We start from the raw sequence: 23,856 nt of genomic DNA on the forward strand, positions 1-23,856 counted from the left end.
ATGACTACTGAGGAGCTATGGGAAAAATATAAGGAAACTAGTAATCAAGAACTTAAAGAAGAATTAATTGTTAAATATATTCCGTTAGTAAAGATTGTGGCTGGCAGGATGTATAATTTTTATGGAAGCAAAGTTGAATTTGATGATTTAGTAGGGTATGGAGTATTAGGATTAATTGATAGCATAGATAAATTTGATTTAGATAAGAATATTAAATTTGAAACTTATGCTCAGATAAGAATAAGAGGTTCTATTATAGATAATATAAGAAAACTTGACTGGATTCCTCGATCTCTAAGGAAAAAAGCAAAAGAAGTTCAAAAAGCTATGTTAGAATTAGAAAACAAATTGGGACATACACCATCAAATGAAGAATTGTCCAGCTATATGGATATTAGTATTGATGAAGTGGAAAATTTATTATCTGATATTTCAACATTTAACATGATATCATTAGAAGAGTTTTTGACAGATAAAAGCCATGGAGTATTAGAATCTAAAAGTGATTTAGATTCTCCAGAGTTTATTTATGAAAAAAGTGAAATACAAGGAAATTTAATTGAAGCAATTGAAGAGCTTCCAGAAAAGGAGAAGTTAATAATTTCTTTATATTATTATGATGAGCTAACATACAAGGAAATAGGTAATATTTTGAATTTATCTGAATCTAGAATTTCACAAATACATAGTAAATCTATTTTGAAAATAAAAAATTATCTTATAAAAAAAGGTATAAATTCAGATTAATTGGGGGGATTTATGTGAATTTAAATTCTAAAAAAAGTATACTCTTGGATTTGAGTAGAGACGGTTTAGAGGCTTATTTAACATTAGCAATTGAGGAAGATTCTATTGAGAAAGAAATCTCATATGAAGAAGTAATGAGAGAAATAAATAAGTTCATTAAAATAGGACTTAATCAAGATACAGTAAAAAATATGATATCCAACAAAATTTATAATGAGAGTTTATGCATAGCAAAAGGTCTTCCACCAGAAGATGGTCAAGATGGATATATTAGATATTATTTTAAAGAAAATAAAAAAATAGCTCCTAAAATAAATAAAGATGGTTCTGTTGATTATAGAGAATTAAATTTAGTAAACAATGTAAAGGAAGGAGATGTGTTAGCTGAAATAATATTGCCGAAGGAAGGGAAAAATGGAACTAAAGTTACTGGTGAAAGTATACCATATAAACCAGGCAAAACGCCCTTTTTTAAGTATGGTAAGAATGTAAAAGTATCAGATGATGGATTGTTATTAATAGCCACAAAAGGCGGACAAGTAAAATTTGGTGGTGACAAAATAGTAGTTTTAGATGTGTTGGAATTAGACGCAGTCGATAATTCTACAGGAAATATCTATTTTAATGGAACTATAAAAGTAAAAGAAAATATAGTAAATGGTTTTCAGGTTAAAGCTCAGGAAGATATCGAAGTTTCGGGTGTAGTAGAGGGTGCTATTTTAGAGAGCAATGGGGATATTTTGATTAGACAAGGAATACAGGGATATAATAGTGGCAAAGTTGTTTCTGGTGGTAATTTGACTTCTAAATTTATTGAAAATTCTTTTATTTTTTGTAATAAAAACTTGACAGCTGAAGCAATAATGCATAGCGAAGTAACATGTAGAGGAGATATAAAGGTTATTGGAAAGAAAGGGCTCATTGTTGGGGGAATTTGTAGAGCCAGAAGAGAAATATATGCCCAGACTATAGGTTCTAGAATGGCAACTGCGACAGTATTAGAAGTTGGTCTTGATCCAGAATTAAAGTTAAGATTTCAGAAATTAGAAGAAAACATTAATTCAAGTAAAGAGAATATAAATAAAATTGACCAATCACTACTTATTTTAGAGAATATGATCAAGGAAAATAGAATAGATGAAGAAAAGAAAATGTTATACGAAAAACTAATACACACTAAAATAGAGATAGAAGAAAATTTGAATAATTTAAACAGAGAATATATTGTTATAAAATCTCAATTGAGTAATATTTCTTCGGGTAAAATAAAAGTTCAAGAAACTATATATCCAGGGGTAAAAATAGTAATAGGAAATAGCATTATGTTTATAAGGGACGAGATGAGTCATTGTACATTCTATAGTGATGAGGGTGAAGTGAAAGTTGGACCTTTTTAAGGAGTGATTTAAATGTCAATTAAGCCTGTTGATTTCAATACATTAGTACCAAAGGCACAAGAATTGACAAAAATAAGGCAGATGGAAAATGATAAAACTAAAATTCAATTGCAACAAAATTTTGTACAACAGGAAAATAAAATTGAGAGAGATTTAAATCGAGTAAAAAACGCAGACAAAAGTGAAGAAACGAAAATTGATGTAAGGCATAAAAAACAAGACAAAAATCAAAATTCTCAAAATCAAAAAAATAAAAAAGGTATCAATCAAAAACAAGATGAAAAAGATGAAAACAATAAGCTTGGCAAAAATATTGATATTAGAATTTGATGGGGAGTTAGAAAATGATATATAGAATTTTATTGATAATAGGAATTTTTTTAGTTATTATATCACTTATATATATAAAAAAAATAAATAAAAGTGAAGAAGAAAGGTATAATGAAATAGTTGGAATGTATTCTGACATAAATGAATATAGACGCTGTTCTACAGAGCTTATGGATAATATAGAATCCTTGGTTGATTCAACTATTGTCAAGATAAATAATAATAGTGAAAAAGTAAAATATATTGATATAGATGATCATGAAGTAGAAGAAAAAAATAAAATCAATCTATTTAATGTATCTGATAAATTCAATAATAACGAAGATTTGACTGAAAAAGTTTTAACTTTAAATGGAATTGGCTTAAATAACAAAGAGATAGCCCAAAAATTAGGAAGAGGAGTAAGAGAGATTGATATAATTTTAAATATGAATGAAAATAATAAATATGTTAAATAATTTATTATTGATTAAATTAAAAGTCTATGTTATACTACTAAAGTGATTACACACATTCTTTGATTTTTGGGATTGTGCCAAATGGTTTCCTAAAAAAATGAAGAGGATGGAGGAATAAAACAGGAGGTGAATTAAATGTCAGTTATTACAATGAAAAGTTTATTAGAAGCTGGCGTTCATTTTGGACATCAAACTAGAAGATGGAATCCTAAAATGGCTGAATATATATTCACGGAAAGAAATGGAATATATATTATTGATTTACAAAAAACTGTAGATAAGGTTGAAGAAGCTTATGCGTTTGTTAAAGAGGTTTCTACAGATGGCGGTGAAGTATTATTTGTAGGTACTAAAAAACAAGCACAAGAAGCTATTGAATCCGAAGCTAAAAGATGTGGTATGCATTATGTAAATCAAAGATGGTTAGGTGGAATGTTGACTAACTACAAGACAATCAGAAAAAGAATTGATAGACTTCATGAGCTAAACAAAATGGAGGAAGATGGCATATTTGATGTGTTGCCTAAAAAAGAAGTAATCCAATTGAGACATGAAACTGAAAGACTTGAAAAGTTTCTTGGTGGAATCAAGGAAATGGATAAAATTCCTGATGTATTGTTTGTTGTAGATCCAAGAAAAGAAAGAATTGCTGTAAGAGAAGCAAAAATTTTAGGTATACCAGTAGTAGCTATTGTAGATACTAACTGTGACCCTGATGAAGTTGATTATGTAATACCTGGAAATGATGATGCTATAAGAGCTGTGAAACTACTTACTGAAACCATTGCAAATGCAGTTATAGAAGGAAGACAAGGCGAACAAATGGAAATAGTAGAAGAGTAAATTTGGAAGGTAAGGGTTACATAAGGGATTAGTCCCTTACTGCTCTTACCTTTTTACTTAATATGATTAGGAGGGATAATATGGCTATACCTGCTTCATTAGTTAAAGAATTAAGAGAAAGAACAGGTGCTGGAATGATGGATTGTAAGAGGACATTAGAAGAAACTAATGGTGATATTGAGAAGGCTATAGATGTATTAAGAGAAAAAGGATTATCAAAAGCAGCTAAAAAGTCAGGAAGAATTGCTGCAGAAGGTCTTGTTGATGCATACATACACAATGGCAGAATTGGTGTTTTAGTTGAAGTAAATACAGAGACAGACTTTGTTGCTAAAAATGAAGAATTCAAACAATTTGTAAGAGATATGGCTATGCAAGTTGCTGCTTCAAATCCTAAATATGTTTCAAAAGAAGATGTTCCAACTGATGAGGTTGAAAGAGAAAGAGAAGTTTTAACTCAACAAGTAATCAATGAAGGCAAACCTGAACATGTTGCAAACAAAATTGTAGAAGGAAGACTTGAAAAATTCTATGAAGAAATATGTTTGTTGGAACAACCTTTCATTAAGGAACCTAGTATTAAAGTTCAAGATTTATTGAATGAAAAGATTTCAAAAATTGGAGAAAATATAAAAATAAGAAGATTTGTTAGATACGAAGTAGGCGAAGGATTAGAAAAAAGAGAAGAAGATTTTGCTGAAGAAGTTGCAAAACAAATGAAAATGTAATTTAAATGGAGAACACAAAGTTGTTCTCCATTTAAATAAATTGAAGAATTAAGAGGAAAATTTATTTTTATGTAGAAATATATAATGTAGGGAGTGTTAATATGGTGGAACCCAAGTACAAAAGAGTAGTATTAAAACTTAGTGGAGAAGCATTGTCAGGTGAAAAAGGATTTGGACTAGATGAAAATACAATTGTGAATATTTCTGAAGAGATAAAAAAACTTCAAGAGATAGGTGTAGAAGTATCAATAGTTGTAGGAGGCGGCAATTTCTGGAGAGGAAGAAGTGCAAAGGAAATGGATAGAACAACATCTGATTATATGGGGATGTTAGGTACTGTTATAAATGCTCTTGCACTTCAAGATGCGCTAGAAAAGATAAATGTAATTACTAGAGTTCAAAGTGCTATTGAAATGAGGCAAATCGCAGAACCTTATATTAGAAGAAAGGCAATAAGACATTTAGAAAAAGGAAGAGTAGTCATATTTGCAGCCGGATCTGGTAATCCATATTTTTCCACAGATACTGCAGCAGCACTGAGGGCAGCTGAAATAGAAGCTGATGTAATACTTCTAGCTAAGAAAGGTGTCGATGGAGTTTATGATTCAGATCCTCACAAAAATTACAATGCTAAAAAATTTCAACAATTAAGATATATAGATGTACTAAATATGGGATTAGGAGTTATGGATTCTACCGCTACGTCTCTTTGTATGGATAATGAGATACCTTTAATAGTATTTGGTATTGACAAACCTGACAATATTGTAAAGGTTGTTTTAGGCGAAAAAATAGGTACTGAAGTAAAGGAGGAGTGATGTATGTATTTAGATGTTCATAAAGAGGCTGAAGAAAAGATGAAAAAAACTATAAGTGTGTACAAAGATGAGCTTATAGGTATCAGAGCTGGAAGAGCTAATCCAGCGTTATTAGATAAAATAAGTATTGATTATTATGGCGTTTTAACGCCTTTAAATCAAGTTGCAAGTGTTTCAGCACCAGAACCAAGACTATTGGTTATTCAACCTTGGGATGTTAATACTGTGCCTCAAATAGAAAAAGCTATATTAAAGTCTGACTTGGGCTTAAACCCCTCCAATGATGGAAAATTGATAAGACTCCCTATTCCTCAATTAACCGAAGATAGAAGAAAAGAACTTGTAAAGATTGTTAAAAAAAGTGCGGAAAATGCTAAAGTAGCCATTAGAAATAGTAGAAGGGAAGCAAATGACAAATTAAAAAAAATGGAAAAAAACAAAGAAATTAGTGAAGACGATAGAAAGATAGCGGAAGATGAGATTCAAGAAATAACAGATAAATATATTTTGGAAGTAGATGAATTGACTGAAAAGAAGGAAGCTGAATTGATGGAAGTTTAAAAATTATTTAATATTTACTCTTTTATTAAAACCCCTTCTTCTTTAAAAGAGAAGGGGTTTTAATAAGTTTAAATAATTGGAGGAAATTGATATGCAAGATAGAAAAGTAGTTATAGAAGAATTGAAATCACAAATAGATAAGGATAAATTACCTTCCCATGTAGCAATTATAATGGATGGAAATGGTAGGTGGGCACAAAAAAAGCATTTACCTAGAACGGCAGGTCATAAAGAAGGAATGGAAAGAGTCAAAGAAATTGTAGAAGTTGCTTCAAATTTAGGTATAAAATACTTATCTCTTTATGCCTTTTCTACAGAAAATTGGAAAAGACCAGAAGAAGAGGTAAATGGACTCATGAAGTTGTTAGTTCAATATTTGAGAATGGAACTAAACAATTTAAATAAAAATAATGTTAAGATAAAAACATTAGGAAACATAGACGGTTTACCCAAATTGCCAAGAGAAGAAGTCATAAGGGCAGTAGAACTAACAAAAAATAACAACAAAATGGTTTTAAACATTGCATTAAATTATGGTGGAAGAAATGAAATCGTTACAGGTGTAAAGAATATTTTAAAAGATGTGAAAATGGGTAAAATGGAGATAGAAGATTTAACTGAAGAAAATTTTCAAGAGTATCTTTACACAATAAGTCAGCCAGATCCTGATTTATTGATAAGACCTAGCGGTGAATTGAGAATAAGCAATTTCATGTTATATCAAATTGCTTATACAGAATTTTGGTTTTCTAATATATATTGGCCAGATTTTAGAGAAGAAAATTTTTATCAGGCAATTATAGACTATCAGAAAAGAGATAGAAGATATGGGGGAATTTAAGTGAAAGAATTAATTATTAGGAGTATAAGTGGACTTATTGGAGTGTTATTACTTATACTGATAGCTTCTAAAGGTGGTTTAATATTAGATATTGGAATTCTTTTTGTATCTTTAGTTGGAACATATGAATTTTATAAGGCATTAGATAAGAAAGGTTATAGAACTATAAAAATTCTTGGGTACTTATTTTGTATTATTCTGTTTTTGGATGTTATAAATATCAAGTGGGCTGATTTAGATTTTGCTTTTTTTATGAGCATAATAGCTTCTCTATTGATATTTGTATTTGATAAGGATATGGATGTAAAAGACATAGCATTGACTTTAATGGGAATTCTCTACGTTCCATTTCTCATGTTTCATATAACATATTTAGACAATACTAAGTATATTTGGCTAATATTCATTACTGCTTGGGGAACGGATACTTTTGCATATATATTTGGGAATCTATTTGGTAAGAAAAAATTGTGTCCTAAACTTAGTCCAAATAAGACTATAGAAGGTTCTTTAGGAGGAATATTGGGAAGTTTAATTTTATCTATAATTTTTGCTAAATATTTTGAGTTAGGCCCCATATGGAAAATAATAATATTATCAATTATAGCTTCTATAATGGCACAATTGGGAGATTTAACTGCTTCAAGAATAAAACGCGTTACTGGTATTAAAGATTATGGTTATATTATGCCTGGTCATGGTGGTATTTTAGATAGATTTGATAGCATACTTTTTACTGCACCAATAGTATATTATTATGTAAAATATTTTTTATTGTAGATAGGTGGTGTATTAATTGACTACAGCATTATCAGCTATATTTGTATTTATGCTTGTGATAGTAGTTCATGAATTTGGACATTTTATCACTGCAAAAATGGTAGGAATCAAAGTTCATGAGTTTTCAATAGGAATGGGTCCCAAGCTTTTTCATAAAAAAGGTGAAGAGACAGATTACTATTTAAGAGCTTTTCCAATTGGTGGATATGTTAGAATGGAAGGCGAAGATGAAAGTTCTGATGATCCTCGTAGTTTTAATAAAAAGCCTGCATGGGCCAGAATTTTAGTAGTAGCTGCAGGTGCAATAATGAATTTTATATTAGCTATAGTTGTATTTACAATAGTTGCTTATAATACTGGTACTCCAACGACGGTCATAGATGAAGTAATTAAGGACTCACCTGCATATGAAGTTGGCATTAAAACAGGAGACAAAATCATAAGAATAAACAATATTGAAACAAAAAATTGGAAGTCTATAGTTAAAGAAATTAGCAATAGTGACTCAAAAAAAGATATGAATATTACTGTGATTAGAAATTCGAAAAATGTAGATTTTGTGCTAAGACCGAAATATGATGAAGAAAGTAAGAAAGTTATCATCGGAATAGTACCTAAATCAGAAAAGAGTTTTATTTCTTCTGTAAAAAATGGATTTGAAACTACAGGTACAGTATTGGGATTAATGTTTCAGTTTTTGAGGATGCTTTTCAGAGGTCAGGTAAAATCAGATGATTTATCAGGTCCTATTGGAGTTATTTACACAGTAGGGGAAGCAGCAAAATATGGTTTCATAAATGTATTGTATTTACTTGGGTTTATTAGTGTAAATTTAGGATTTTTTAACTTGTTGCCTATACCAGCACTAGATGGTAGTAGAATATTATTTTTGTTAATTGAATTGTTTAGAGGAAAACCAATGAATCCAGAAAAAGAAGGTTTTGTACATTTTATTGGATTTGTATTACTTTTAGCTTTGATGGTATTTGTTACTTATTCAGATATAGTTAGATTTCAATTATTTAGAAGGTGATATAAATGGATAGAAGAAAAACTATTAAGATAAAAGTTGGAAATGTGGAAGTAGGGGGAAATAGCCCTATTTCTGTTCAGTCTATGACGAATACTGACACTAGAGATGTTAAAAGTACTGTAAAACAAATAAAAGCACTTGAAGAAGCACATTGTGATATTGTTCGTATAGCAGTACCTGATATGGAAGCAGCTTTAGCAATAAAAGAAATCAGAAAAGAAACAAATATACCTATTATTGCTGATGTTCAGTTTGATTATAGATTGGCTATAGAATCAGTAAAAAATGGTGTAGATTGTTTAAGAATAAATCCAGGCAATATTGGCTCTGAAGGAAGAGTCAAAGAAGTTGTAAAAATATGCAAAGAAAGAGATATACCTATACGAATAGGAGTAAATTCTGGCTCATTAAGCAAAACAGCATTAGAAAAGTATGACGGAGTAAATGAAAATTCAATGGTTTATAGTGCTTTAGAGAACATAAAAATATTAGAAGATATGAATTTTAACAATATAAAAATTTCACTAAAAGCTACAAATGTATCTTTGACTATAAAGTCATATATGAAAATGGCAGAATATGTAGATTATCCTTTTCATTTAGGTATAACTGAAGCTGGACCTTTATGGAATGGTACAGTTAAGTCTTCTGTAGGAATAGGAGCGTTATTAGCCATGGGATTAGGGGATACAATAAGAGTTTCTTTGACGGGAGACCCAGTTGAAGAAGTACGAGTAGGTAGAGAAATACTTAAATCTTTAAATTTATTAAATGATGGAATTGAAATTATTTCATGTCCAACTTGTGGGAGAACTCAAATAGAATTAATAAAATTAGTAGAAGAAGTACAGGAAAGACTTAACAAAGTGGAAATTCACAGGCCTTTAAAGATTGCTATTATGGGCTGTGCTGTCAATGGGCCAGGTGAGGCTAGAGAAGCTGACATTGGAATTGCTGGAGGTAAAGGCTGTGGCCTTATTTTTAAAAATGGTGAAATAATAAAAAAAGTAAAAGAAAAAGAATTAATTGAAGAATTGATTAAAGAAATTGAAAAAATGTAAATTTGATAAATCAAATATCTAAAGTTGATAATGCTATTGAGATATCCCAATAAGTATAAAGGGGGTAGAAATTTTAACAAATGGTGAAAGAGACAAAATTAGTAGATTTGCTTAATAAAAAAGAAATTAGATTAGATTTAAGTGAGTTACAAAATGTATATATAAGAGATGTATTTTTGGATTCAAATGTAAGAAGTTTATCGTTACAATTAGTTTCAAAATTTTTAGTTAATGAAGGAGAATTAATTAAACTTCAAGAGGTATTAAAAACAAAATTGCCTAAATTTGAGGATATTGAAGTGAATATTTTGTATGATATTGATGAAAAAGATTTGAATCTTATCATGAATAAATACTGGGCAAATTTAGTTTGTTTTATAGAAAAAGAGATTCCGTCTAGCAGTGGCTGGATAAAAAACTTAGAATGGAAAATGGAAGGTACTAATTTTATTCTAATTTGTGATAGTGAAGTTATATCTTATGCTTTAAAGAAAAACAATATTGAAAAAATGATAAGCCAAAAAATAAAAAAAGAACTAGGAATAAATGTAGTAGTTACAGTAAGTTTTGTAGCCAATAGTGTTGATATGGATGAACTTTTAATAAAAAAAATAGAAGAAGAGGAAAAAGAATTAGCTCAAAATATTGCTATAGATGAAAATAGCAATGACATTAAAGATGGGAAGGAAGCATTTAACAAAAACACTAATTATATTTATGGAAAAAATATAGAAGGGGATTTAACGAAGCTATGCAATATAGATTCAAATACTGGTACTGCTATAGTTGAAGGAGAACTATTTCAAATAGAATCAAGGGAAATAAAAGGCGGGAAGATTCTTTTTACATTTAATATAACGGATTATACAAATTCTATTACCGTAAAAGCATTTATAAAGAAAAAAGATAAAGAAGAGTTTGAATTCTATATTAAAGAAGGTGTTTTTGCAAAAATTGAAGGGGATGTAATATATGACAATTATTCTAGAAGTCTTGCAATAATATTGAAGAATCTAAATACTATAGAAAAGATCGGAAGAAAAGATAATTCTGCTGATAAAAGAGTAGAACTTCATTTACATACTCAAATGAGTGCTATGGATGGAATAACTAGTTTTTCGCGTATGGCTAAAAGAGCTAAAGACTGGGGACATAGTGCAATAGCTATAACAGATCACGGAGTGGTACAAAGTTTTCCTGAAGGGATGGAAGCAAGTAAGAAATATGATTTAAAAGTAATATATGGATTAGAAGGATATTTAGTAAATGATATAAGGTCTATAGTCACTAATTGCAAAGGAAGAAGTTTAAATACAGAGTATGTTGTATTTGATATAGAAACTACAGGATTTTCGCCTATAAACAATAAAATAACTGAAATTGGAGCTGTCAAAATAAAAAATGGAGAAATTATAGATAGATATAGTCAATTAATTAATCCAGAAGTTCCAATACCTGAAAAAATAGTAGACTTGACTGGTATAACTGATGAACTTGTTAGAAATAAGCCAACAATAGATAATATATTACCTGGTTTTTACAATTTCATTGAAGGCTCTGTATTGGTAGCACATAATGCTTCTTTTGATGTGGGGTTTATAAGACAAAACTTATCTAAATTAGGAATTGATATTGAAAATCCAGTACTAGATACTTTGGAACTAACTCGTAATCTATTTCCAGAATTAAAAAGTCATAAGTTAAATATAGTGGCGAAACATTTAAACGTAAGTTTAGAAAATCATCATAGGGCAGTAGATGATGCGGAGGCTACTGCTCATATATTTTTGAAATGTAAAAATATTTTATCAGAAAAAGGGATTAAAAAATTAGATGAAGTAAATACAAAATTAGCAAATAACAAAAATGGATATAAGGAAGAAACGTATCATGTAATAATATTGGTTAAGAACTATATAGGATTAAGAAATCTTTATGAAATAGTCTCTGATGCTCATTTAAAATATTTTTATCGAAAACCAAGAATTCCTAAATCAATTTTAGTGCAACACAGAGAAGGGCTTATAATTGGGAGTGCTTGTGAAGCTGGCGAACTTTATAAAGGTTTACTCAAAAATAGGGATTATAATGAAATAAGAGAAATTGTTAATTTTTATGATTATTTAGAGATACAACCAATAGGAAATAATAAACATTTAATAGCAGATGGAATGGTAAAAAACGAGGAAGAATTGAGGAATATTAATAGAAAAATTCTATCTATAGGGAAAAAATATAATAAACCTGTTGTTGCAACTGGTGATGTTCATTTTCTAGATCCAGAAGATGAAATTTATAGAAGAATACTTATGTATGGTCAAGGATTTAAAGATGCAGATAACCAACCTCCACTTTATTTCATGACTACAGATGAAATGCTAGAAGAATTTAGCTATTTAGGAGAAGAAGAGGCAAGAAAAGTTGTTATAGATAATACTAATTATATTGCTAATTTATGTGAAAAAATAATTCCTGTTCCTGATGGTACTTTTCCTCCCGTTATTGAGGGTTCAGAGGAACAATTGAGACAAATAACTAATGATAGAGCAATAGAAATATATGGCAATCCACTTCCAAGGATTGTTAAAGAAAGACTTGATAAAGAATTAAATTCTATTATTAAAAATGGTTATGCTGTATTATATATAATTGCTCAAAAATTAGTTTGGAAATCATTAGAAGATGGGTATTTGGTAGGCTCAAGGGGTTCCGTAGGTTCATCTTTTGTTGCAACTATGAGTGGAATTACTGAAGTAAATCCATTAGTTCCTCATTATATATGTCCAAATTGTAAATATAGTGAATTTATAGAAGATGGTTCAATAGGATCTGGAGTTGATTTACCTGATAAAAATTGTCCTAGATGTGGTACAAAATTAAGAAAAGATGGACATGATATACCTTTTGAGGTTTTTCTTGGATTTGAAGGAGATAAAGAACCAGATATAGATTTAAACTTTGCAGGAGAGTATCAACCAGTAGCGCATAAATATACTGAAGAGTTGTTTGGAAAAGGATATGTATTTAGAGCAGGAACAATTGGAACTATAGCAGAAAAAACAGCCTATGGATTTATAAAAAAATACTTTGATGAAAAAAACATATCTGTGCATCCAGCAGAAATTAATAGACTGGTTAAAGGACTCACTGGTATAAAGAGAACTTCAGGACAACATCCAGGGGGTGTAATGATAGTACCAAAGTATAAAAATATTCATGATTTTACCCCTATTCAATATCCAGCAGATGATAAAAAATCGGGTGTTATAACTACTCATTTTGACTATCACTCAATTAGTGGTAGGATATTGAAGCTCGATATACTAGGACATGATGTTCCATCTATTATTAGAATGCTTGAAGATATAACTGGTGTTGATCCACAAGGGATTCCGTTAGACGATTCTGAAACGATGAAGTTATTTACTAGCACTGAACCACTAGGAGTTACTAGTGAGGATATAAATTCAGAAGTAGGTACATTAGGTATTCCTGAATTTGGTACAAAATTTGTAAGACAAATGCTTATGGATACTAAACCTTCAACTTTTGCAGAACTAGTGAGAATTAGTGGCCTTTCTCATGGTACCGATGTCTGGCTAAATAATGCTCAAGATTTAATAAAAAATGGAACTGCAAAATTGAGCAATGTAATTTCTACAAGAGATGATATCATGCTATTTCTTATTCATGAAGATCTTGATAAAAAAAGATCCTTTAAAATAATGGAAAAAGTTAGAAAGGGCAAGGGATTACCTGAAGAAGATGAAAATTATATGAGAGATAAAGGTATTCCTGAATGGTATATAGGTTCTTGCAAGAAAATAAAATATATGTTTCCTAAAGCTCATGCTGTAGCCTATGTAATGATGTCTTATAGGATTGCTTATTTTAAAGTTCATTATCCTGAAGCTTTTTATGCAACATATTTTACAACTAAAGCAAGTGATTTTGATGCTGAACTTATACTTAAAGGTAAAGAAACTGTAAAAAGTAAGATTGCGGAGTTAGAATCTGCATCTTCAGATAAAACTGCTAAGGAAAAAAATCTTTTGACAGTATTAGAAGTAGTATTAGAAATGTATTGTAGGGGATTTAAATTTGAAAAAGTAGATTTATATAAATCGGATAGTGATAAATTTATTATTGGTGAAGAGGGAATTATACCACCTTTAAAATCTTTACAGGGTATGGGTGAAACTGCTGCTAGAAATATTATAGAACAGAGGGAAAAAGGTAAGTTTATTTCTGCTGAGGACCTTATGAATAGAACTAAAGTCAGTAAGCCTGTTGTTGAAGTGTTAAAAAATCATGGCTGTCTTGATGATATACCTGATACAAATCAACTTAGTCTATTTAATATTTGATTTTTTCGCCGATAAATGCTATAATAATGTTGACAAGAACTGATAAGTTTTAGCACTATAGGATAAAGAGTGGGCAGACCCACTCTTTACTTTATTTCATGAGAAGGTATAAATACCAATATTTAAGAGGAAAATAGGGTTTAGAGGTGGAGGTGATTTTGTGAAAAAAAGAGATATAGTAAAAATTGTTGAGGAATTAAGTATTCCTATCATGGGAGAACTAGGATTTGAGATTGTGGATATAGAATTTGTGAAAGAAGGTCCCAATAATTATTTGAGGATATTTATTGATAAACCAGGTGGAATAACAATAGATGATTGTCAAAAGGCAAGTGAAATTATAAGTGATAAATTAGATGAGATTGATCCCATAGATGTTAGCTATTATTTAGAAGTATCCTCACCAGGACTTGATAGGCCCCTAAAGACAAACAAAGATTTAAATAGAAACCTAGGAGAAGATATAGAAATAAAATTATATCAAGGTATTAATGGGAAGAAATTATATATGGGTAAATTTTTATCTTTTAATAATGACTGTATTGTTATATTGGATGATGAGAACAATGAAGTGGAATTGTCTAGAAAGAATATAGCTAAGATTAATCTAGCAATTAGATTTTAAGGGAGGTTTTGAGAAAAATGAAGGCCGAATTTATAGAGGCTCTTGAAGAAATAGAAAAAGATAAAGGAATTTCTAAAGATATAATATTTGAGGCATTGGAAGCAGCACTTATATCAGGTTATAAAAAAAATTTTGGTTCATCACAAAATGTAGAGGTTGAAATACACAAAATCACAGGAGATGTAAAAGTTTATGCAGCAAAAAATGTAGTTGAACAAGTAGAGGATGAGTTGTTAGAAATCAGTTTAGAAGAAGCAAAGAAAATTGATACTAAATATGAAATAGATGATATAGTTAAAGTGGAAGTTACTCCTAAAGATTTTGGTAGAATTGCAGCTCAAACAGCAAAGCAAGTAGTAATGCAAAAGATAAAGGAAGCAGAAAGAGAAGTTATATTTGAAGAGTTTGTTGATAGGGAAAATGAAATAGTAACTGGCCAAATACAGAGGATAAGTAAGGATATTATTTATGTGGACCTAGGGAAAACTGAGGGGGTTTTACCACCATCAGAACAAATAGAGGGAGAAAAATATCAGCAAGGTGATAGAATAAAAGTTTATATTGTCGAAGTTAAGAAAACTACCAAAGGGCCTCAAATAATCCTTTCTAGATCTCATCCTGGATTAGTCAGAAGACTTTTTGAATTAGAAGTTCCGGAAATACAAGAGGGAATAGTAGATATTTATGCAATTTCTAGGGAAGCAGGTTCTAGAACAAAAATTGCAGTATATTCAAAAGACAAAAATGTTGATCCAGTAGGTGCGTGTGTAGGTTTTAAAGGTAGTAGAGTGAAAGCTATAGTTGATGAACTAAATGGAGAAAAAATAGATATAGTTATATGGAGTAAAAACATAGAAGAGTTTATAGCTAATAGTTTGAGCCCTTCAAAAGTTGTAAAAGTTGAGGTAAATGAAAAAGAAAAATCTGCTCTAGTAGTTGTGCCAGATTATCAATTATCTTTAGCTATAGGAAAAGAAGGTCAGAATGCAAGACTTTCGGCCAAATTAACTAATTGGAAAATAGATATAAAAAGTGAAAGCCAATATGGTGAAGGAAAATAATAATGGGGGTGATTTTTATGAAAAAGAAGAAAATACCTCTAAGAAAATGTATTGCTTGTGGAGAAAACAAGCCAAAGAAAGAATTATTAAGAGTAGTAAGAAAAAGTGATAGTGATATAGAAGTGGATTTGACAGGTAAAGTAAATGGAAGAGGAGCATATATTTGTGCCAATTTAAATTGTTTGAATACGGTAAAAAAAACAAAGAAGCTTGGCAAAGTTTTGGAATGTGAGATACCAAGCAAAGTATATGATGAACTTTTTAAAATTATTTCTTGCGATAAACAAGAATAATTTATTATGAAGTCACCTGTAAATTATATTGGGGGTGTATCGTTTGACTAGAATTAGAGTTTATGAGTTAGCAAAAGAATTAGGTATGACTAGTAAGGAATTAATAGAAAAAATATCTGATTTAAACTTAGAAATAAACAGTCACATGAGTACAATTGAAGATGAAGAAGCAGAACTTATTATGGAGCTTATAGAAGAAGAAAATAAAGATAAAAAAGCTATCGAAAAAAAAGGGACAAAGAAAAAAGATAACAATTCAATAAAAACTGAAGAAAAAAATTTGCAAACAAAAGAAATTATTGAAGATACTGAAAGTAATGAAAATATAATTGAAATAGGAGATACAGTAATAGTTAGAGAGTTAGCTGATAAAATGTCAATAACATCAAGTCAAATAATTACTAAGCTGATTTCTTTGGGTGTTATGGTTAATCAAAATCAAGAAATAGATTTTGATACAGCTAGTATTATTGGTGAAGAGTTTGGCTTTACAGTTAAAGAATCAGAAACTATTGAAAATGTTGATCAATTTGAGCTTGATTTTGAAGATGCTAAAGAATCCTTAAAACCAAGGCCACCAGTTGTTACAGTAATGGGACACGTAGATCATGGTAAAACTTCATTGCTAGATGCGATAAGAAAGACTCAGGTAACTAGAAGTGAAGCTGGTGGAATTACTCAACACATAGGTGCTTCAACTGTAAATATAAAAAATAAGAAAATTGTTTTTTTGGACACTCCAGGGCACGAAGCTTTTACTGCTATGAGGGCAAGAGGAGCTCAGGTTACCGATTTAGCTATTTTAGTAGTAGCAGCTGATGATGGAGTTATGCCTCAAACAATAGAGGCTATAAATCACGCTAAAGCTGCTGGAGTGCCAATTATTGTAGCCATAAACAAAATGGATAAACCTACAGCTAATCCAGATAGAATAAAGCAAGAATTGGTGGAACAAGGATTAGTTCCAGAGGATTGGGGCGGCGACACTATATGTGTTCCTGTTTCAGCTCGAAACGGAGAAGGAATTGATGAATTATTAGAAATGATATTGTTAGTTGCTGAAATGCAAGAGCTAAAAGCTAATCCAGATAGAAGAGCTGTTGGTATAATAATTGAAGCGCAACTTGATAAGGGTAAAGGACCACTAGCTTCTGTATTAATGCAAAAGGGAACTTTAAATGTAGGCGATAATGTAGTATCAGGAAGCGCTTATGGTAGAGTGCGTGCCATGTTGGATGATAAAGGGAAAAGAGTCAAAAAAGCTACTCCATCAATTCCAGTTATGATATTAGGCTTATCTGAAGTTCCAGAAGCAGGAGAGTATTTGTATTCTGTTGAAGATGAAAAAACTGCTAGAATTTATGCTGAAGCAATAAAACAAAAGAGAAGAGAAGAACAGTTGAAGGTCAATCAAAAAGTATCACTAGATGATTTATTTGATCAAATTCAAGCAGGAGAAGTAAAAGATTTAAATGTTATTATAAAAGCAGATGTAAGAGGTTCTATTGAGGCAATCAAGCAGTCACTCATTAAATTGGAAAATGAAGAAGTTAAAGTCAATATCATTCATGGTGGTGTAGGTGGAATTACTGAAAGTGATGTAATGTTAGCTTCAGCTTCAAATGCGATTATTATCGGATTTAATGTAAGACCAACCCTAAATGCTATGGATATAGCAAAAAGAGAAAATGTAGATATAAGAACTTATAGGATAATATATGAGGCTATAGAAGATATACAATCTGCCATAAAAGGTATGCTAGAACCAACTATAGTGGAAGAAGTTATAGGAAGAGCAGAAGTGAGAGCTACATTTAAAGTTCCTAGCATAGGTATGATTGCTGGTATATATGTTTTGCAAGGTAAATTAACCAGAAATTGCAAAACCAGATTGTTGAGAAATGATGTGGTGATATTTGAAGGAAATGTTTCTTCATTGAAGAGATTTAAAGATGATGTTAAAGAAGTGCAATCAGGTTATGAAGGTGGATTAGGTCTTGAAAATTATAATGATGTAAAAGAAGGGGATATAATAGAAGCGTATATTTTAAAAGAAGTTGAAAGGTAGAGGTGTATTGGAATATGGATAACAAGAGAATCAATAGAATTTCCGAAGAAGTTAAAAAAGTTGTATCAGATGTAATAACAAATAAACTTAAGGATCCTAGAATTTCACCTATGACAAGTGTAACTCATGTTGAAGTAACTAGAGATTTGAGGTATGCAAAGATTTATGTTAGTGTTTTGGGAGAAGAAATAGAAAAGAAAAGTACTTTAGAAGGTTTAGAAAATTCCAAAGGGTTTATTAGAAAAGAAATAGGGGATAGAATAGATTTACGATATGTACCTGAGCCAATTTTTCATGTAGATGATTCAATTGAGCATAGTATATATATTTCTAAATTGATAGAAAAAGTGAATGAAGAAGATGAGAAAAAAAGAAGGGGTACTGATGAATAGTGAAATTAAATTACTTATGGACAAAAGCATAGAAATGATTAAAAGTAGCAAAACTATTTATTTATGTAGTCATGTGCAGCCCGATGGAGACAATATAGGTTCATTATTAGCTCTTGGAATGGCAATTAAAAAATTAAATAAAGATGTAAGTATACTAAAAGTAGATGAAATACCAAAAGATTTTTTATTTTTACCTAACATTGATATGATCAAAGAACAGAATGCTGTAGAAACTATCGATTTATTTATATCTTTAGACAATGGAGATATAGAAAGACTGGGAATAGGGAAAGAACTAGCTTTAAGAGCAAAAAAAATCATAAATATAGATCATCATATTACTAATGATAATTTTGGTGATGTAAATATTGTTATCCCATCAGCTGCAGCTACAGGTGAAATAATTTATCATTTTATAAAAGAAATGGGTGTAGAAATTGATAAAGATATTGCTACTTGTATATATGTTGCTATAAGTACTGATACTGGTAGTTTTATGTATGATAGCACTACCAGTATTACTCATTTGATTGCTGCTGATTTAATGAATAAAGGTATTGATTTAAATGAAATAATAGTTAATATATATCAAAGCAGATCTCTTTCAAGAACAAAACTTTTTATAAAAACTCTCAATACATTAGAAATGTTATGCAAAGGAAAAATAGCAGTGGTTTCTGTTTCTAGAGATATGTTAGAAGAATGCAATGCAAACATGGAAGATGCAGAGGGGATAGTGTCTTATATTAGAGATATAGAAGGAGTAGAAATAGCCTGTATATTGAAAGAAGTAGAAGATGATGAAATAAAGATAAGTTTAAGATCTAAAAGCAAAATAAATGTAGCAGAGATATGTTCAAAATACAATGGTGGAGGCCACAAAAAAGCTGCTGGTTGCACTATAAATAAGAGTATTTATGATGCAAAAGAATCAATATTAAAAGAAATTTATAATTATATTAGGTGATTAAATGAATGGTATTATCAATGTATTTAAGCCTAGAGGATTGACTTCTAATGATGTTGTAAGAAGAGTAAAGAAAATTTTAAATGTCAAAAAAGTTGGACATACTGGTACGCTTGATCCTAATGCAAGTGGCGTATTGCCAATTTGTATTGGAAAGGCCACAAGAGTCAGCGAGTATTTATTGTATTCCAATAAAAAATATACTGCTGAAATTACTCTGGGTTTTAGTACTGACACTCAAGATGAAGAAGGAAATATATTAAAGCGTTCAGAAAAAGAAGTTACACAAAATGAAATTTTAGAAGCATTTGATTCTTTCAAAGGTGAGATTTATCAAATTCCACCTATGTATTCTGCTATAAGACATGATGGAAAAAGATTATATGAATTAGCTAGAGAGGGTATTGAGGTTGAGAGGGAAAAAAGAAAAGTATATATTTATGATTTAGAAATACTTAAAATAATTGATAATAAAAAAATTTTATTTAATGTAGAATGCTCAAGAGGCACCTATATTAGAACACTGTGCAATGATATAGGTGAATATTTAGGTACTTATGGATATATGTCTTTTTTAATAAGAACTAGTGTGTATCCTTTTAAAATAGATACTGCTGTTAGTTTAGAAACGATAAAAAACAAATTTGATAGTGGAAATATTCAAGATATTTTAATTCCTATTGATTATGCATTATCTAATTTTGAAAGCATTTTTGTAGATAAGAACTACTTTAAACAATTGTCTAATGGTATGCTTATAGATCTCGATAGGTTGAATTTTAAAGGCAATGTGGTTGTAGGTAAAAACTTGAGAATTTATTGCGGAGATATCTTCATAGGCATAGGAAAATTTGTAAATAAAGATAGTAAAATATTTTTAAAAATGAATAAAGTTTTTTTATAAAGGTGATAAAAATGAAAATTATCAAATATGAAAAAAACAACACAATAAATGCTAAAACAGCTGTTGCCTTAGGAAATTTTGATGGTTTACATATAGGACATCAAAAGCTAATTGAAACTATGATAAAAGAAAGTAGAATAAAAAAACTGAAAAGTTCTGTTTTGCTTTTTAACAATCATACTAAAACTGTCTTAAATAATGTAAAAGCACCTGAAATACTTACGACAAATGAGCAAAAAACTGAATTACTTGAATCTTTAGGTTTAGAACTTATATATTCAATGGATTTTAATGCTGAAATTATGAAGTTGAGTCCAGAAGAATTTGTAAAGAAAATATTGATAGATAGATTAAATGCAAAATTAGTAGTTGTTGGATTTGATTATAAATTTGGTTATAAAGCTACAGGAGATAGTGAAGTTTTAAAGCAATTGGGGAAAAATTATGGATTTGAAGTTATAATTATTGGTCCTGTATATAGCGGTGACAATATAGTGAGTAGTACTCTAATAAGAGATTTATTAAAAAAGGGAAAAGTCAAAGAAGCAAGTGAGTTATTAGGTAGACCTTTTACTATGAATGGAAAAGTAATTAGTGGGGAAAAAAGAGGTAAAAGCATGGGATTTCCTACAGCAAATTTAAGTATTGAATATAATTATTTGATACCAAAATTTGGAGTTTATAAAACTAAAACAGTGGTGAATAACAAGGAATACTTAAGTTTGACGAACGTTGGAACAAATCCTACATTTGATGAAGCTAAAATTCATATTGAAACTCATATATTAGATTTTAATGAAAATATATATGGTGAAAAAATTAGTATTAAATATTTAGATTTTATTAGAGAAGAGATAAAATTTAATACTAAAGGCGAACTTATGGTTCAAGTAAAAAATGATATCAAAGCTGTAAAAATGTAGTGATAGTGTTTACAATTTATCATATATATGATAGAATAAAACTAGTTTCAAATTACCTTTAGCAAAGTTTAGCGCATCCTCGGCGTTATACTTAGCTAAGGGCGAAAACAAATAAATGAGGAGGTGTTATTTATATGGCTTTAAATAAAGAGCAAAAGGAAGAAATAATAAGAGAGTATGGATTACATGAAGGTGATACAGGTTCACCAGAAGTGCAAATTGCTATGCTTACTTATAGAATTAATTCATTAAATGAGCATTTAAAGACTCATAAAAAAGATCACCATTCAAGAAGAGGCTTATTGAAAATGGTTGGTCAAAGAAGAGGTCTTTTAAATTATCTACAAAAGACTGATATTGAAAGATATCGTAGTCTTATTCAAAAGCTAGGTATAAGAGGATAAACTAGAGCGGGATACACCCGCTCTATTGATTTATTTAGACTTAAAATTTAAAAAGTGTTATTATAATAAATAAGGTTATAATATATAAGAGCACAATTATGCATTAAAGAAAAAGGAGGTAAAGTATGGAAAGGGTTTTTGAATATGAAATAGCTAGTAGAAAGTTAACAGTAACTACTGGCAAAGTTGCTGAACAAGCTGGTGGAGCTTGTCTAGTTAGATATGGGGACACTGTTGTATTAGTTACAGCTACTGCTTCAAAAGAGCCAAGAGAAGGCATTGATTTTTTCCCATTAAGTGTTGATTTTGAGGAAAGACTCTATTCTGTTGGCAAAATACCAGGTGGTTTTATAAAAAGGGAAGGAAAGCCTAGCGAAAAGGCTATATTAACTTCAAGACTAATAGACAGACCTATAAGGCCTTTATTTCCAAAAGGTTATAGAAATGATGTACAAGTTGTTGCAACGGTTTTATCTGTTGATCAAGATTGTACTCCTGATATTGTTGCTATGATAGGTTCTTCAATTGCATTAACTATTTCTGACATACCATTTTTTGGACCTACAGGTTCAGTATCAGTAGGATTAGCTAATGGAGAATTTATTATAAATCCTACTAGTGAAGAAAGAGATAAATCAAAGTTGCACTTGGTTGTATCTGGAACCAAAGAAGCAGTTATGATGGTAGAAGCCGGAGCAGATGAAGTTCCTGAAGATACAATGTTAGAGGCAATAATGTTTGCTCATGATCAAATCAAGGGAATTTGTGATTTTATTGAGAAAATAAGGAATGAGATAGGCAAAGAAAAACAAGATTATCAAATTTTTGAGCCAGATAGTCAGATAGAAGAAGAAGTAAGAGAATTTGCTACAGAAAAAATCATTAATGCCATTCAAACTAAGGATAAACAAGAAAGAGACGAAAATATGGATATAGTTCGTCAAGAAGTATATGATTGCTTTTTAGAAAAATATCCAGAAAGTGAAAAAGATATAGAAGAAGTTATATATGATATCACTAAAGAAGAGGTAAGACGACTTATATTGGAAGAAGGTGTAAGGCCAGACAATAGAAAGATCGATGAAATACGTCCAATTACCTGTGATGTAGGATTACTTCCTAGAACTCATGGCTCAGGTCTTTTTACAAGAGGCCAAACTCAAGTTTTAACTATTGCTACATTAGGTGCTTCTAGTGATGTACAAATAATTGATGGAATAGGTGATGATGAATCAAAGAGATATATGCATCATTATAATTTTCCACCATATAGTGTAGGAGAAACAAGAGTATTGAGAGGTCCTGGAAGAAGAGAAATAGGACATGGAGCATTAGCAGAAAGAGCATTAGAGCCTGTTATACCATCAGAAGATAAATTTCCATATACTATAAGATTAGTTTCCGAGGTATTAAGTTCTAATGGTTCTACTTCGCAAGCTAGTGTTTGTGGCAGTACTTTAGCATTATTGGATGCGGGAGTACCGATAAAAGCTCCTGTAGCAGGTATAGCAATGGGGCTTATGAAATCCGAAGATAAAGTAGTTATTTTAACAGACATACAAGGTATGGAAGACTTTTTAGGAGATATGGATTTTAAAGTAGCTGGGACAGAAAAAGGTATAACTGCTATTCAAATGGATATAAAAATTGCAGGTATTGATAGACCAATATTAAAAGAAGCATTAGAAAGAGCAAGAATAGGAAGGTTATTCATATTGAATAAAATGCTAGAAGTTATTTCTGAGCCTAAAAAAGAATTATCACCATTTGCTCCTAGAATATTTACTATGCAAGTAGATACTGAAAAAATAAGAGATATAATAGGTCCTGGTGGGAAAATGATAAATAAAATAATTGATGAAACAGGAGTAAAAATAGATATAGATGAAAATGGCAAGATAACGATAGCTGCAGTTGATGTTGAAATGGGAAATAAGGCTATAGATATAATAAATAAAATAGTTAAAGATGTGGAAGTTGGAGAAATATATTTAGGAAAAGTAAATCGAATTGTGCCATTTGGTGCATTTGTTGAAATTTTAAATGGTAAAGAAGGATTAGTTCATATTTCAAATATAGCAAAAGAAAGAATAAACAAAGTTGAAGATGTACTATCTGTAGGCGATGAAATACTTGTCAAAGTAATAGAAATTGACAATCAAGGAAGGATAAATTTATCTAGAAAAGATGCCTTACCTCAAGAAGAAAGCAAAGATGAACATAACATAAAATAAGGGCATGAACCTAAAACTGGT

General features: G+C 30.1%; 23 protein-coding genes. All 23 read left to right on the forward strand.

Annotated features, from left to right (window positions below; genetic code table 11):
• Positions 1-747, forward strand: coding sequence for a FliA/WhiG family RNA polymerase sigma factor (locus BUA21_RS08250; RefSeq protein ID WP_072744350.1), 747 nt, complete (start codon positions 1-3; stop codon positions 745-747).
• A gap of 14 nt (positions 748-761) precedes the next feature.
• Positions 762-2,144: a DUF342 domain-containing protein gene (locus BUA21_RS08255; protein ID WP_072744351.1), complete on the forward strand. Its 1,383-nt coding sequence runs from the start codon at positions 762-764 to the stop codon at positions 2,142-2,144.
• Positions 2,145-2,156: 12 nt separating this feature from the next.
• Complete coding sequence (locus tag BUA21_RS08260; protein WP_072744352.1) at positions 2,157-2,474, forward strand: hypothetical protein; 318 nt, start codon at positions 2,157-2,159, stop codon at positions 2,472-2,474.
• 14 nt (positions 2,475-2,488) lie between these two features.
• The gene (locus tag BUA21_RS08265; protein WP_072744353.1) at positions 2,489-2,932 is read left to right on the forward strand and encodes a DUF6115 domain-containing protein; all 444 of its coding nucleotides are present in this window, start codon (positions 2,489-2,491) and stop codon (positions 2,930-2,932) included.
• Positions 2,933-3,067: 135 nt separating this feature from the next.
• Positions 3,068-3,775 (forward strand): 30S ribosomal protein S2, encoded by a 708-nt coding sequence (gene rpsB / locus BUA21_RS08270; RefSeq protein WP_072744354.1) that lies wholly within the window; start codon positions 3,068-3,070, stop codon positions 3,773-3,775.
• A gap of 80 nt (positions 3,776-3,855) precedes the next feature.
• Positions 3,856-4,503, forward strand: coding sequence for a translation elongation factor Ts (gene tsf, locus BUA21_RS08275; RefSeq protein WP_072744355.1), 648 nt, complete (start codon positions 3,856-3,858; stop codon positions 4,501-4,503).
• Positions 4,504-4,604: 101 nt separating this feature from the next.
• Positions 4,605-5,321: a UMP kinase gene (gene pyrH, locus BUA21_RS08280; RefSeq protein ID WP_072744356.1), complete on the forward strand. Its 717-nt coding sequence runs from the start codon at positions 4,605-4,607 to the stop codon at positions 5,319-5,321.
• A 3-nt stretch (positions 5,322-5,324) separates the two neighbouring features.
• Positions 5,325-5,882: a ribosome recycling factor gene (frr, locus tag BUA21_RS08285; protein WP_072744357.1), complete on the forward strand. Its 558-nt coding sequence runs from the start codon at positions 5,325-5,327 to the stop codon at positions 5,880-5,882.
• A gap of 91 nt (positions 5,883-5,973) precedes the next feature.
• Complete coding sequence (locus BUA21_RS08290; RefSeq protein ID WP_072744358.1) at positions 5,974-6,723, forward strand: isoprenyl transferase; 750 nt, start codon at positions 5,974-5,976, stop codon at positions 6,721-6,723.
• Positions 6,724-7,503 carry a phosphatidate cytidylyltransferase gene (locus tag BUA21_RS08295; RefSeq protein WP_084604212.1) on the forward strand — a complete coding sequence of 260 codons (780 nt, stop codon included), beginning with the start codon at positions 6,724-6,726 and terminating at the stop codon, positions 7,501-7,503.
• 16 nt (positions 7,504-7,519) lie between these two features.
• Positions 7,520-8,536 carry an RIP metalloprotease RseP gene (gene rseP / locus BUA21_RS08300; protein WP_084604213.1) on the forward strand — a complete coding sequence of 339 codons (1,017 nt, stop codon included), beginning with the start codon at positions 7,520-7,522 and terminating at the stop codon, positions 8,534-8,536.
• A 5-nt stretch (positions 8,537-8,541) separates the two neighbouring features.
• Positions 8,542-9,597: a flavodoxin-dependent (E)-4-hydroxy-3-methylbut-2-enyl-diphosphate synthase gene (gene ispG / locus BUA21_RS08305; RefSeq protein WP_072744359.1), complete on the forward strand. Its 1,056-nt coding sequence runs from the start codon at positions 8,542-8,544 to the stop codon at positions 9,595-9,597.
• An 80-nt stretch (positions 9,598-9,677) separates the two neighbouring features.
• Positions 9,678-13,964 (forward strand): PolC-type DNA polymerase III, encoded by a 4,287-nt coding sequence (locus tag BUA21_RS08310; RefSeq protein ID WP_072744360.1) that lies wholly within the window; start codon positions 9,678-9,680, stop codon positions 13,962-13,964.
• Positions 13,965-14,124: 160 nt separating this feature from the next.
• Positions 14,125-14,589, forward strand: coding sequence for a ribosome maturation factor RimP (gene rimP, locus BUA21_RS08315; RefSeq protein WP_072744361.1), 465 nt, complete (start codon positions 14,125-14,127; stop codon positions 14,587-14,589).
• Between the two features lie 17 nt (positions 14,590-14,606).
• Positions 14,607-15,650, forward strand: a complete 1,044-nt coding sequence (nusA, locus tag BUA21_RS08320; protein WP_072744362.1) for a transcription termination factor NusA — start codon at positions 14,607-14,609, stop codon at positions 15,648-15,650.
• A gap of 17 nt (positions 15,651-15,667) precedes the next feature.
• Positions 15,668-15,943, forward strand: coding sequence for an RNase P modulator RnpM (gene rnpM, locus BUA21_RS08325; RefSeq protein ID WP_072744363.1), 276 nt, complete (start codon positions 15,668-15,670; stop codon positions 15,941-15,943).
• A 43-nt stretch (positions 15,944-15,986) separates the two neighbouring features.
• Entirely contained in the window at positions 15,987-18,011 is a 2,025-nt protein-coding gene (gene infB, locus BUA21_RS08330) for a translation initiation factor IF-2 (protein ID WP_200796537.1), read from the forward strand.
• Between the two features lie 14 nt (positions 18,012-18,025).
• Positions 18,026-18,403 (forward strand): 30S ribosome-binding factor RbfA, encoded by a 378-nt coding sequence (rbfA, locus tag BUA21_RS08335; protein ID WP_072744365.1) that lies wholly within the window; start codon positions 18,026-18,028, stop codon positions 18,401-18,403.
• Positions 18,396-19,370 carry a DHH family phosphoesterase gene (locus BUA21_RS08340; RefSeq protein WP_072744366.1) on the forward strand — a complete coding sequence of 325 codons (975 nt, stop codon included), beginning with the start codon at positions 18,396-18,398 and terminating at the stop codon, positions 19,368-19,370. The genes rbfA and BUA21_RS08340 overlap by 8 nt, the downstream gene beginning before the upstream one ends.
• A gap of 4 nt (positions 19,371-19,374) precedes the next feature.
• The gene (gene truB, locus BUA21_RS08345) at positions 19,375-20,274 is read left to right on the forward strand and encodes a tRNA pseudouridine(55) synthase TruB (protein WP_072744367.1); all 900 of its coding nucleotides are present in this window, start codon (positions 19,375-19,377) and stop codon (positions 20,272-20,274) included.
• Positions 20,275-20,285: 11 nt separating this feature from the next.
• Complete coding sequence (locus BUA21_RS08350) at positions 20,286-21,197, forward strand: bifunctional riboflavin kinase/FAD synthetase (RefSeq protein ID WP_072744368.1); 912 nt, start codon at positions 20,286-20,288, stop codon at positions 21,195-21,197.
• Positions 21,198-21,331: 134 nt separating this feature from the next.
• Positions 21,332-21,601, forward strand: coding sequence for a 30S ribosomal protein S15 (gene rpsO, locus BUA21_RS08355; protein WP_072744369.1), 270 nt, complete (start codon positions 21,332-21,334; stop codon positions 21,599-21,601).
• Positions 21,602-21,726: 125 nt separating this feature from the next.
• On the forward strand, positions 21,727-23,835 hold the full coding sequence (locus tag BUA21_RS08360; protein WP_072744370.1) for a polyribonucleotide nucleotidyltransferase: 2,109 nt from the start codon (positions 21,727-21,729) through the stop codon (positions 23,833-23,835).
• Positions 23,836-23,856 lie beyond the last annotated feature (21 nt).

The sequence above is a fragment of the Sporanaerobacter acetigenes DSM 13106 genome (genome assembly GCF_900130025.1).
In the GTDB taxonomy this organism is placed as follows: domain Bacteria; phylum Bacillota; class Clostridia; order Tissierellales; family Sporanaerobacteraceae; genus Sporanaerobacter; species Sporanaerobacter acetigenes.